This window comes from Bacillus alkalicellulosilyticus, assembly GCF_002019795.1.
In the GTDB taxonomy this organism is placed as follows: domain Bacteria; phylum Bacillota; class Bacilli; order Bacillales; family Bacillaceae_F; genus Bacillus_AO; species Bacillus_AO alkalicellulosilyticum.
Genome location: NZ_KV917381.1, coordinates 4,018,000 through 4,029,957, shown reverse-complemented (window position 1 = coordinate 4,029,957; position 11,958 = coordinate 4,018,000). Strand labels below are relative to the sequence as shown.

At 38.5% G+C, this 11,958-nt stretch carries 15 protein-coding genes; 13 read left to right on the top strand and 2 right to left on the bottom strand.

Annotated features, from left to right (window positions below):
* Positions 1-2: 2 nt before the first annotated feature.
* The 12 genes from hisH to BK585_RS20185 all read left to right on the top strand — a co-directional run bounded on the left by hisH (position 3) and on the right by BK585_RS20185 (position 9,270).
* Entirely contained in the window at positions 3-671 is a 669-nt protein-coding gene (hisH, locus tag BK585_RS20240) for an imidazole glycerol phosphate synthase subunit HisH (protein ID WP_078555733.1), read from the top strand.
* A complete protein-coding gene (hisA, locus tag BK585_RS20235) occupies positions 640-1,374 on the top strand; it encodes a 1-(5-phosphoribosyl)-5-[(5-phosphoribosylamino)methylideneamino]imidazole-4-carboxamide isomerase (RefSeq protein ID WP_078555731.1) in 735 nt (244 codons plus the stop codon). Before hisH ends, hisA begins: the two co-directional genes overlap by 32 nt.
* Positions 1,375-1,378: 4 nt before the next feature.
* Positions 1,379-2,137 carry an imidazole glycerol phosphate synthase subunit HisF gene (gene hisF / locus BK585_RS20230; RefSeq protein ID WP_078555729.1) on the top strand — a complete coding sequence of 253 codons (759 nt, stop codon included), beginning with the start codon at positions 1,379-1,381 and terminating at the stop codon, positions 2,135-2,137.
* A complete protein-coding gene (gene hisIE, locus BK585_RS20225) occupies positions 2,134-2,760 on the top strand; it encodes a bifunctional phosphoribosyl-AMP cyclohydrolase/phosphoribosyl-ATP diphosphatase HisIE (RefSeq protein WP_078555727.1) in 627 nt (208 codons plus the stop codon). Before hisF ends, hisIE begins: the two co-directional genes overlap by 4 nt.
* 190 nt (positions 2,761-2,950) lie before the next feature.
* A complete protein-coding gene (locus BK585_RS20220; protein WP_170885661.1) occupies positions 2,951-3,997 on the top strand; it encodes a tetratricopeptide repeat protein in 1,047 nt (348 codons plus the stop codon).
* 90 nt (positions 3,998-4,087) lie between these two features.
* A complete protein-coding gene (gene trxB, locus BK585_RS20215) occupies positions 4,088-5,038 on the top strand; it encodes a thioredoxin-disulfide reductase (RefSeq protein ID WP_078555724.1) in 951 nt (316 codons plus the stop codon).
* Positions 5,039-5,366: 328 nt separating this feature from the next.
* Positions 5,367-5,858 (top strand): NUDIX hydrolase, encoded by a 492-nt coding sequence (locus tag BK585_RS20210; RefSeq protein WP_078555722.1) that lies wholly within the window; start codon positions 5,367-5,369, stop codon positions 5,856-5,858.
* Position 5,859: 1 nt separating this feature from the next.
* Positions 5,860-6,756 carry an RNase adapter RapZ gene (gene rapZ / locus BK585_RS20205; protein WP_078555720.1) on the top strand — a complete coding sequence of 299 codons (897 nt, stop codon included), beginning with the start codon at positions 5,860-5,862 and terminating at the stop codon, positions 6,754-6,756.
* Entirely contained in the window at positions 6,756-7,700 is a 945-nt protein-coding gene (locus BK585_RS20200; RefSeq protein WP_078555719.1) for a gluconeogenesis factor YvcK family protein, read from the top strand. The genes rapZ and BK585_RS20200 overlap by 1 nt, the downstream gene beginning before the upstream one ends.
* A 33-nt stretch (positions 7,701-7,733) precedes the next feature.
* A complete protein-coding gene (whiA, locus tag BK585_RS20195) occupies positions 7,734-8,684 on the top strand; it encodes a DNA-binding protein WhiA (protein ID WP_078555718.1) in 951 nt (316 codons plus the stop codon).
* Positions 8,685-8,748: 64 nt separating this feature from the next.
* A complete protein-coding gene (locus BK585_RS20190) occupies positions 8,749-9,006 on the top strand; it encodes an HPr family phosphocarrier protein (RefSeq protein WP_078555717.1) in 258 nt (85 codons plus the stop codon).
* Positions 9,007-9,270: a hypothetical protein gene (locus tag BK585_RS20185; protein ID WP_078555716.1), complete on the top strand. Its 264-nt coding sequence runs from the start codon at positions 9,007-9,009 to the stop codon at positions 9,268-9,270.
* A gap of 35 nt (positions 9,271-9,305) precedes the next feature.
* Here the strand turns inward: BK585_RS20185 and BK585_RS20180 are convergent, their stop codons facing one another.
* Together BK585_RS20180 and clpP are read right to left on the bottom strand one after the other, a co-directional pair.
* Positions 9,306-10,553 carry a hemolysin family protein gene (locus BK585_RS20180; RefSeq protein ID WP_078555715.1) on the bottom strand — a complete coding sequence of 416 codons (1,248 nt, stop codon included), beginning with the start codon at positions 10,551-10,553 and terminating at the stop codon, positions 9,306-9,308.
* Between the two features lie 289 nt (positions 10,554-10,842).
* On the bottom strand, positions 10,843-11,430 hold the full coding sequence (gene clpP, locus BK585_RS20175; RefSeq protein ID WP_078555714.1) for an ATP-dependent Clp endopeptidase proteolytic subunit ClpP: 588 nt from the start codon (positions 11,428-11,430) through the stop codon (positions 10,843-10,845).
* A 240-nt stretch (positions 11,431-11,670) separates the two neighbouring features.
* Between clpP and BK585_RS20170 the strand changes: the two genes are divergently transcribed.
* Positions 11,671-11,922: a glutaredoxin family protein gene (locus tag BK585_RS20170; protein WP_170885660.1), complete on the top strand. Its 252-nt coding sequence runs from the start codon at positions 11,671-11,673 to the stop codon at positions 11,920-11,922.
* The last annotated feature ends 36 nt before the right edge of the window (positions 11,923-11,958 follow it).

Sequence of the window (11,958 nt, the reverse complement as noted above, 5' to 3'; positions counted from 1 at the left end):
AGATGATTGGCATTATCGATTATGGTATGGGTAACCTTCACAGTGTCAGTAAGGCGCTTGAGCGTTTGAATGTTGATTATTTTGTTTCTGAAAAAGTCGATGAGTTGCAAAAGGCTACCGGATTAATTTTGCCTGGGGTTGGCTCTTTTAAAGATGCGATGGAGATTTTAACTCAGGATGGGTTATCTGATTTTACGGTAAAATGGGCTAAATCAGGAAAGCCATTGTTAGGAATTTGTCTTGGCATGCAGCTTTTGTTTGAAGAAAGTGAAGAAAACGGAGAAACAACAGGCTTAAAGCTTTTACCAGGTGCTGTTCGTCGTTTTTCTGGTGTCAATAAAGCAGGACAATCTTATAAAGTTCCTCATATGGGTTGGAATCGTCTGAACTTTAATAAACCTATGCATCCGCTAGTCGATGGAGTAGAAAATGGACATGTGTACTTTGTGCATTCATATGCAGTGCAAACCGAAGACAAGGATGTTATTATCGCAAGCGCCGATTACCATCAAGAAGTTCCGGCTGTCGTTGGAAGCGGAAATGTAATGGGGACGCAATTTCATCCTGAAAAAAGCAGTGCAATTGGCATGAAGATGCTTGAAAACTTTACAGCGGTTGTTGAGGGGAGGAAACAAGCAGGTGAGTACGTTTATAATTTATCCAGCCATTGATATGAGAGGCGGAAAGTGCGTTAGACTTGTTCAAGGAGATTACAATCAAGAAACAGTTTACGGGGATTCTCCATTTCATATGGCAAAAGATTTTGCAGAAGCGGGAGCCGAGTGGATTCATATGGTTGACTTGGACGGTGCAAAAGCAAAACAACGTGTAAATCATGAGTTTGTTGTAAAAGCAGCAAAGGAACTAGAGGCAAAGGTTCAAATCGGTGGAGGAATCCGCACCGAGGATGACGTGAAGTTTTATTTAGAAAATGGTGTAGACCGTGTGATTTTAGGAAGTGTCGCGGTCAATGATCCTGAATTCACGAAAAAAATGTTAGCCACATACGGTGGCGATAAAATTGCTATCGGTCTTGATGCCAGAGATGGATATGTAGCGACAAATGGCTGGCTTGAAACGTCTCAGGTCAAGGCTGTTGATTTAGGTCAAGAGCTTGCTAGATTTGGTGCAGAGGTGTTTATTTTTACAGACATTTCACGAGACGGCATGTTGTCTGGTCCAAATATTAAAGCATGTGCTGAGCTAGCTGAAGCAACAGGAAAAAGTGTAATAGCTTCAGGCGGTGTGAGTAGCTTAGCTGATTTAAAAGAGCTTCGCCAAGATAGTGAAAAAGGGGTAGCTGGTGCGATTGTCGGTAAAGCACTATATACAAATCAATTTACGTTAGAGGAAGCGTTACGAGAGGGGAGATAGACTAATGTTAACAAAACGAATTATCCCCTGTTTAGATGTGAAGGAAGGCCGCGTTGTTAAGGGAGTACAATTTGTTGATTTGCGAGATGCTGGAGACCCAGTTGAATTAGCTGAGTTTTACGATGAGCAAGGAGCAGATGAGCTCGTATTTTTAGATATTTCAGCATCCCATGAAGGACGCGAAACGATGGTTGAAGTGGTCGAGCAGGTTGCTGGGAAATTGGCGATCCCGTTTACAGTTGGTGGGGGAATTAATTCTTTAGCCGATATGAAACGTGTGCTCCGCGCAGGTGCGGATAAAGTATCGATGAATACATCAGCAGTTCTTCGTCCAGAGTTAATCACCGAGGGGGCAGACTATTTTGGTTCCCAATGTATTGTCGTGGCAATTGATGCTAAATACGATGAAGAGTTAGGCTCTTGGCGTATTTATACTCATGGTGGCCGTAAACCAACCGAGTGGGAAGCCATCGCTTGGGCCAAGGAAGCCGTGCGCCGTGGAGCTGGAGAAATTTTATTAACGAGTATGGATGCCGATGGAAGCAAGGAAGGCTTTGACATTAAACTGACGAAAGCGGTCAACGAAGCGGTTTCTGTGCCGGTCATTGCTTCAGGTGGAGCAGGTGGTCGCGAAGACTTTTATGACATTTTTAACGTGTCTGGTTGTGATGCGGCATTAGCTGCTTCAATCTTCCATTATAAAGAAACGTCTGTAGCTGAAGTGAAAGCGGCATTGAAAGAGAAGGGTGTGGAAATACGATGAGTATTGAACAAATTAAATTTGATGAAAAAGGCTTAGTACCTGCGATTGTTCAAGATGCACAAAGCAAAGAAGTGTTAACGCTAGCATACATGAACAAGGAGTCGCTACAAAAGTCGATTGATACAAGAAACACCTGGTTTTATAGCCGTTCTCGCCAAGAGCTTTGGCATAAGGGAGCAACATCAGGTAACACACAGGATATTATTGACATGAGATATGACTGCGATGCTGATGCTATTGTTGTTTTAGTTGATCCAAAAGGACCCGCTTGCCATAAAGGCGACTACAGCTGTTTTTCAGATTCGATATTAGCTGAAACAAAAGTTGGGAAGCCAGATCGATTTGCGATTATCAATGAACTTGAGTCGTTAATTGCTGAGCGTGAAGCTGAAATGCCAGAAGGTTCTTATACTACGTATCTATTTGAAAAAGGCGTAGATAAAATCTTAAAGAAAATCGGGGAAGAAGCGGGCGAAGTAATTATTGCCGCTAAAAACCGTGACCCTGAAGAGCTGAAGTGGGAAGTTGCCGATTTACTATTCCACACACTTGTGTTACTGAGAGAGCAAAAGCTTCCGATAGATGAAGTCCTAGCTGTTCTGGAAGAGCGTCATAAAAAATAAATTAGAGGGCTATTTTAGTTGAAAACCCTTTTAATAAAATCCATCTCAAAAGTAAATCTACCTTTTGAGATGGATTTTCATTTTTAGCATTGAAATTCAGTGGATGTAACAGTATGCTAAATAAGGGAGTTATCTGATATGAATTGATTACTTTAGTTTTTAATATAAAATGTGGAGGACCTATACGTCTATGAAGGTTAGCGATCGAGAACGCACAGATAAAAAAATAGGTACGGTTATCCCTTTTGTTAAGAATGCAGATTACCTATTTGACAAAGGGCTAAATGAATATCGCAAGAAAAATATGAAAAAAGCGGTGTTTTTCCTTGAGAAAGCGATTGAAGCGAAGGAAAAAGACCCAGATTTTTATTGCCAATTGGCGATGGTATTAGCTGAGATTGGTGAGTATGAACGTTCCAATGAGCAACTTCAATTTGTTATTGATGAATTAGACCCTTCCATGGATGAATGTTATTTCTTTATGGCAAATAACTATGCACACCTTGGTTTTTTTGAGCAGGCTGAAAAAATGGCTCATATGTATCTAGAGAAAAATCCAATGGGAGATTTTTATGAAGATACTCTTGAGTTGTTAGAGTTACTGGAGTTTGAGCGAGAAGACAGTGGATTGTACCAAGATGCAGAAGGCGAAGAGTTATTTATTTTAAAATATGATCAAGCTCGAACTCATATTGATAATGGAAAGTTTGAAGAAGCGATTGGCCAGTTAGAGGAGATTATTTCAGACCACCCTACGTTTTGGGCAGCTTATAATCATTTAGCTCAAGCATTGTTTAATCATGGTGAATCAAATCGTGCCCTTCAATTAACAGATGAGGTCCTTGAAAAAGATAAAGGGAATTTGGTAGCTTTATGCAATCTGGCAGAGTTCAATTTTAAACTCGGAAACTCAGAGCAAGTTATGTCCCTTGTTACGATGCTTCGAACAGTGAAACCAATTGATTTACACCATCGATATAAAATGGCTAACGTCTTGTGTAAAGTAGGAGAATATAAACTCAGCTATGATTATTTAGTGGAGTTACGAAAGCTACAGTATGACGAGTCAGTGGAATTTTACAAATGCTTTGCTGTGGCTGCTTATCATTGTGGTGCTTTAGATAAGGCCTTGTCGTATTGGAGTAAAGCTGCAGCAATGGGGGATACTTCATCTAAGAATATCGTTTTTCAGTTTAAGCAACAGACCTTAGTTACTGAGGATATATTATATACGTAACACGATGAGCAACTTAATGGACTTTGTTTTCGTGTTTCTATACGATATGAATAAAGTGAATGTAATTGAGATGAGGGGTGTTTTTTTACGATGACTGAAGAAAAAATTTATGATGTGATTATTGCCGGAGCTGGTCCTGCAGGGATGACGGCTGCTGTCTACACATCTCGAGCAAACTTAAGTACGCTAATGGTGGAGCGAGGAATTCCCGGCGGACAAATGGCAAATACCGAAGATGTTGAAAATTATCCAGGGTTTGACCATATCCTTGGTCCAGACCTTTCTAATAAAATGTTTGAGCATGCAAAAAAGTTCGGAGCAGAATATGCTTATGGTGACATTAAAGAAATTATTGACCATGAAGATTACAAGCTAGTAAAAGCAGGGAGTAAGGAATTCAAAGCACGTGCTGTCATTGTATCAACCGGTGCAGAGTATAAAAAGCTAGGTGTACCTGGTGAGAAGGAACTTGGTGGTCGTGGAGTATCCTATTGTGCCGTTTGTGACGGAGCTTTCTTTAAAGGAAGAGAACTTGTCGTTGTTGGAGGCGGGGATTCTGCAGTAGAAGAGGCTGTGTATCTAACTCGTTTTGCTACAAAAGTGACAGTCATCCACCGTCGCGATGAACTACGCGCTCAAAAGATCCTTCAACAACGTGCATTTGATAATGAAAAGATTGATTTCATTTGGAATCATGTCGTGAAAGAGATTAATGGTACGGATGGAAAAGTCAGTAGCGTAACGATTGAGAATACACAAACTGGAGAACAACAGGATTTTAAAACAGACGGAGCGTTCATTTATATCGGAATGTTACCATTAAATGAATCTGTTAAAAACCTTGGAATTCTTAACAGTGAAGGCTATGTTGAAACAAATGAAGAAATGGAGACAAGAGTTCCAGGAATTTTTGCTGCAGGCGACGTTCGTGAGAAGTCATTAAGACAAATTGTTACAGCAACTGGTGATGGAAGTATAGCAGCACAAAGTGCTCAACATTACGTTGAAACATTACTTGAACGACAAAAAGCAAGCAAATAAGCTAAAAAACAACGTAAATTATGCAAAACGTAATTCCATCTTAACTCTTTTGTAACAGTCGTGAAATAAAAAAAGGGTAAGATATAAATAAGTAATTGACCCCCTTTTTTATATATTACTTGAGTAGCACGGACTTCATGTTCGTGCTCTTTTTTTGTATTAAGTGTATGAATATACATATTATTTATAGAAGTCGTATTTCTGGTGCGATGTAAGAGTTAAATCCTGAGTATTTTTACAATAAGCCTGGTTAGAAATTGTTGCAGATTGTTAGGTTGTCGAAATGATAGTATACTTAGAGGTGAATTGACAACGTGGGGTGAGACTATTGCAAAGAGTGACAAACTGTATACTTATTGATGGGGAACACGTGTTAATGTTGCAAAAGCCTCGTCGTGGCTGGTGGGTAGCACCAGGTGGAAAGATGGAATCAGAAGAATCAGTTAAAGAATCGATGAAACGGGAATATTTTGAAGAAACAGGGATTACGATAAAAGACCCGGAAATTGCAGGTGTCTTTACCATTGTGATGATGGATTATGATGAAGTGATTTCTGAATGGATGATGTTTACTTTTAAAGCTACAGTACATGAAGGAAAATCAATAGTTGATTCTCCAGAGGGGAAACTGCAATGGATTCCTAAGGGGAAAATTAGCGGACTTCCGATGGCTGAAGGCGATAAATTTATATTTGAACATGTACTGCAACATGATTTTCCGTTGTATGGGACATTTTATTACTCTCCTGATTTTAAGTTACTATCGTATCGCCTAGACTCAAAGGCTGGATTTATTAATGGGAAAGTAGAAGGTGAATGACATGACAGAAGAAATCATTGATGATATTCAAATTGTTATTATAACTGGAATGTCGGGTGCAGGTAAAACCGTTGCCGTGCAAAGTTTTGAAGATTTAGGTTATTTTTGTGTAGATAATTTACCTCCTGCGCTGATTCCGAAATTTATAGACCTAATTGAAAATTCTGGTGGGAAAATGAATAAGGTAGCCCTAGTCATTGACTTACGGGGACGACAGTTTTTTCAGGAATTGTTTGAAGCCATTGATTCGATTACTCAAACAAGAACAATTAATGTAACACCACAAATTATCTTCCTTGATGCCAAAGATGCGAAATTGGTTCAACGATATAAAGAAACGCGCCGTTCTCATCCATTAGCACCGAACGGTTTGCCACTTGAGGGAATTAAAGCAGAGCGTGAAATATTAGAAGATATTAAAGGAAGAGCTCAACAAATCATTGATACAACTGAATTAAAACCAATTCAGTTACGTGAGAAAATTATTCAACGATTTTCATCGACCGAGAAACATCCTTTTTCAATTAATATCATGTCGTTTGGGTTTAAATATGGAATCCCAATCGATGCGGATTTAGTGTTTGATGTCAGGTTCCTTCCTAACCCTCATTACATTGACCATATGAGACCTAAAACAGGTTTGGATGAGGAAGTCTCCTCATATGTTTTAAAATGGACGGAAACCCAACAGTTTATTGAAAAATTACAAGACCTTTTAGTTTATATGCTTCCTCAGTATAAACGAGAAGGAAAGAGTCAAGTGGTTATTGGCATAGGTTGTACAGGTGGAAAACACCGTTCGGTCACGTTGGCAGAGTACTTTGGAAAACAATTCACAGATGAATATGTTGTTCATACTAGCCATCGCGATATTGAAAAAGCGAAGGATAAAGCTTAGTGGTAAAAAAGAAAATCGTCGTTATTGGAGGAGGCACTGGCTTATCTGTTTTACTACGAGGATTAAAAACATTTCCTGTAGAGATAACGGCTATAGTCACAGTTGCCGATGATGGGGGAAGTTCGGGGAGACTTCGCCAAGAGTTAAATATACCACCACCTGGGGATGTAAGAAATGTGTTAACGGCTTTAGCTGAAGTCGAACCTCTGGTGGAAGAGTTATTTCAGCATCGTTTTGAAAATGGCAATGGTTTATCAGGTCATTCACTAGGCAATTTATTACTTGCAGGGATAACATCGATTACTGGAGATTTTGCTAGAGGCATTACAGAACTTAGTAAGGTATTAAACGTTAGGGGAAAAGTATTACCAGCAGCAAATCAAAGTATCATTCTCCATGCACAAATGTGTGATGGCTCAATAGTTACCGGTGAATCAAAAATACCGCTTGAGGGAAAGAGAATAAAAAGAGTTTTTTTAACGCCTCAAAACATTTCACCGCTTGGAGCGAGTATTGAAGCAATACGAGAGGCAGATTGTATTGTGATTGGTCCTGGAAGCCTATATACAAGTATTTTACCGAATCTACTCGTTCCTGGAATCGCTGAAGAAGTGAAAAGATCAAAGGCAAGTAAGGTCTACATTTGTAATGTCATGACCCAACAAGGTGAAACGGATGAATATTTTGCATCTGATCACGTGCAAGCTCTCATTGATCATTGTGGCCCAGGATTGGTGGACTATATTATAGTCAATCAACAGCTCATTCCAAAAGAAATATGCCAATCGTATTCGGAAGAAGGGGCTATTCCAGTACTTTTTGATAAAGAGCGATTAGAAAAACTGAACTTAAAAGTAATTAATGATTCTTTTATACTATATAGAGATAAATTAATTCGTCATGATGCGATAAAAGTATCAGAAGCGATACTATCATTGACATAGTTAGGGGATAATTTTCATAAAGGGGTGAGAACAATGTCTTTTGCTGCGAAAACAAAAAAAGAACTCACTCAACTAGAAAGCGAAGATTGTTGTGTACAATCGGAACTTGCTGCATTGCTACGGATGAATGGTACACTATCATATAGTAACCAAAAATTGAGTATAGATATTTCAACCCAGAATGCTGCCATTGCTCGAAGAATATATATATTAATAAAAAAAATCTTTCGAACAATTGATATTGAGCTGTTAGTGCAAAAAAAGATGCGTTTGAAAAAAAATAATGTCTATTTAGTGAGAATTTCAAAAGATGCTAAGCTTTTATTGCAAAAATTAGGTATTATAGAAGAAGGCTTTGTTTTTGTGAGGGAGATTTCACCCTCAATCGTAAAAAATCAGTGTTGTCGCCGTTCTTATCTACGAGGAGCTTTTTTAGCGGGAGGTTCGATTAACCACCCAGAAACTTCATCATATCATCTTGAAATCTTCTCTCTTTACGAGGAGCATAATCAATCATTATGTGAATTAATGAACGCATTTGACTTAAATGCAAAAACGTTGGAGAGAAAAAAAGGATATATCACGTATATTAAAGAAAGTGAAAAGATAACAGAATTTCTAAATATAATTGGAGCCCATCAAGCCTTGCTTTATTTTGAGGATGTTCGTATTATGAAAGATATGCGTAACTCCGTGAACCGACTGGTGAATTGTGAAACCGCTAATTTAAACAAAACAGTCGGGGCCGCCTTGCGACAAGCGGAAAATATTCGTCTAATTGATGAGGAAATAGGGTTGGAACGACTTCCAGAAAAGCTTCGTGAAGTTGCGGAACTTCGAGTGACTCACCAAGATGTCACATTAAGTGAATTAGGAGAAATGATACCAAGTGGAAAAGTAAGTAAGTCAGGTGTAAACCATCGATTACGAAAGTTAGATGAGCTCGCTGATAAAATTCGGGCTGGTGCAAACATTGAAATCTAAACCGAAGTGTAACGTACTTACTTAATTTATCATATATAAATAAATTGAATGGAGGAGATTGTTCATGATTCAAAAAGAGATTGAAGTTAATTTGAAAACGGGTTTACAAGCTCGCCCAGCTGCCTTATTTGTACAAGAAGCAAATCGTTTTAGCTCTGATATTTTTATTGAAAGAGAAGGACGAAAGGTTAATGCAAAAAGCATTATGGGAATTATGAGTCTTGCTATCGGAAATGGCGTTGCAATTAACGTAATTGTTGATGGAAGAGACGAGCAGGAAGCAATGGCTGCTCTTGAACAATTCATTACTAAAGGTGAATAATTGAGAAAATTCGAGTATGGGGTTTTAACTAACCTACTCGAGTTTTTTTATTTTGAGAACCGTGCCCGAAACGGTAGGAAAGAGGTCGGAGCGGTCATGGACCGTGTAGAACCGTTACCGAAGAGGGTTAGAAAAAGCATCGAGCGGTCATGGACCGTGTGGAACCGTAACCGAAGAGGGGTTAATAAAGCATTGAGCGGTAACGGAAATAGCAAATCCGCTACCAAAGAGGGCTCAACAACGCCTACTACGGTAACGGATTAGACTCATACTCACAACTAACTCCTAAAAAAATATTATTATCCCTCCACCACAACTTTGACCTTTCGAATTCGTCTATCATCGGCTTCTGTTACAATTAATGTAAGTTTTCCGTATTTCAATTGGTCCTCTGCAACGGGGAATCGCTGGAACTCTTCGACAAGCCAGCCACCTAGCGTTTGATACATGCTAGTTGGGATGGGAATATCTACCACTTCCGCAAATTCATCTAACGGAAAGTCGCCGTTAAACTCATATACATTTTCTTCAATTTGCTTTATGTCGTTATGTTCTTCATCATGTTCATCCCAGATTTCTCCGACTAATTCCTCTAAAATATCTTCTAACGTAATCAATCCAGAGGTTCCGCCAAATTCATCGATGACGATCGCCATGTGAGAGTGGTTTTTTTGGAGCTCAGGTAACAGTCTTGAGATTCGCATTGATTCATAAATGAACATTGGTTTACGAACTAACTCTGTAATATCAAACTCCTCATACCTTACTTTATTTCGTAAAAAGTCCCTTTCGGATAAAATTCCTATGATATTGTCAATCGTATCTTGGTACACGGGGACACGCGAATAGCGTTCTTCTAATAATAATACTTGTATGTCTTGAACGGAACTGGAAGCTTCAATTGCAACAATATTCGTACGTGGAGTGAGAATTTCGCCTACTCGAATATCATTAAAGTCTAATGAATTTTGAACAAGCTCTCGTTCATGGTCTTCGATTACTCCCTCTTCTTCACTGATGTTAATCATTTCTTTGAGCTCTTGTTCGGTTATGGATGGAGTTGATTCCTTCGATGTAACTAATGAACTCAAATATACTTTTAATTGAACTAACACCCATGTTAACGGTTTGAATGTAGACATGAGAAACACAAGGATTCCGGATATTTTTAAGGCAAGAGATTCAGCGTTTTCCTTGGCAAACGATTTTGGTAAAACTTCTCCAAAAATAAGGACAAGTATCGTCATGACAACGGTGCTGATGACAAGTCCGGCACTTTCGCCATAAAGTTGAGAAGCGATGGCAGCAGAAATTGTAGCTGCCGCTATATTTACTAAGTTGTTCCCGATTAAAATAGTAGAAAGGGCATAATCAAAATGTTGAGTGATATAATAGGCTTTTTTTGCACCTGGTTTTCCTTCTTCGGAATAATTTTTCAGACGGATTTTATTGGCGCTTGAAAAGGCAGTTTCCATGGAAGAGAAAAAGGCAGATAACAATAAAAGAATAACAAGAAAAAGTAATAGTCCGATCGGGATATCATTCATAGGAACCCTCCACTGAAAGAAGCAGCTGAAAAAGTACTAACAACTTTTCAGTGCCTTTATTTATATGGCATGGCTTCACTCGTTGCATGCCTTCTACGAAAAACCCACTCGCAGTAGGTAATAAAAAATGCAACGGTTATGCACATTGCTAAGATGGCACTGTAAAAAATTTAAAACAGTACTTGGGTTTTCTGTTAGGGTGTGAAGATTATAGTCGATTTATTACAGATTTAGGGCAAAATAAAACAAGCCGCAAAGACGGTTGTGTCTTTGTGGCTTGTATTGCCATTTATTTTTTATTGTTTTCAATTACAGTATCAATTAAGCCGTATTCCTTTGCTCTTTGGGCACTCATAAAGTTATCACGGTCAGTGTCTTTAGCAACTACTTCAAGTGGTTGCCCTGTGCGTTCTGCTAAGATTTTGTTTAAGTGCTCACGCATTTCAATGATTCGTCTTGCATGGATTTCGATATCAGAAGCTTGCCCTTGTGTTCCTCCAAGTGGTTGATGAATCATCACTTCACTATTCGGAAGAGCTAATCGTTTTCCTTTTTCACCAGCAGCTAAAAGGAAGGCACCCATTGATGCAGCCATACCGATACAAATTGTTGAAACGGCAGGTTTAATAAAGTTCATTGTATCGTAAATTGCCATACCGGCTGTAATCGAACCTCCTGGGCTGTTAATATACAATGAGATATCTTTTTCAGGATCTTCAGCTTGCAAGAAGAGCAACTGAGCCACAATTGAATTGGCAACATTGTCATCAATAGCACTACCTAACATGATAATGCGGTCCTTTAATAATCTAGAATAAATATCATATGCTCTTTCTCCACGATTCGTCTGTTCAATAACTGTAGGGATTAAATTCATAATAGATCCTCCTTAATAAACTGTTATGTAGTTATCATACTTAAATGGTCAAAAAAGGTCAAACAAAAACACTTGCCCATTTCTTTACTATACTATTTCTATTTCTTTACTAGAATCCCTTTTTCATCATAACCGAAAAGAAGTAATTTAAAACCACGATGAGTGCAATAATATCATTATTGACAAGAATCCTAAAAAGCAAGATAGTAATGTAAAGAAAAAGAATATTGGAGGACATGTATGGAGAAGATAGAAGTGACTTTTTTTTCTAAAGAAAATTGTTCTTTGTGTGATAAAGGATATAAGCTTCTTGAAGAATTGGCCAATGAGATACCACTCTCTATTTCAGTGGTAGATATTTACGAAGATGATGAGCTGTTAGAGAAATATCAAATCATGATTCCAGTCGTCAATTTCAAGGGGGACGACATTGATTTCGGAATTTTGTCAAAAAATAAGTTAAGAAAGCGGTTACTTGGAGAAAAAGGATAAATTTAGCTTGTGAAGAGATCGTTTCCTTGTTAAAAT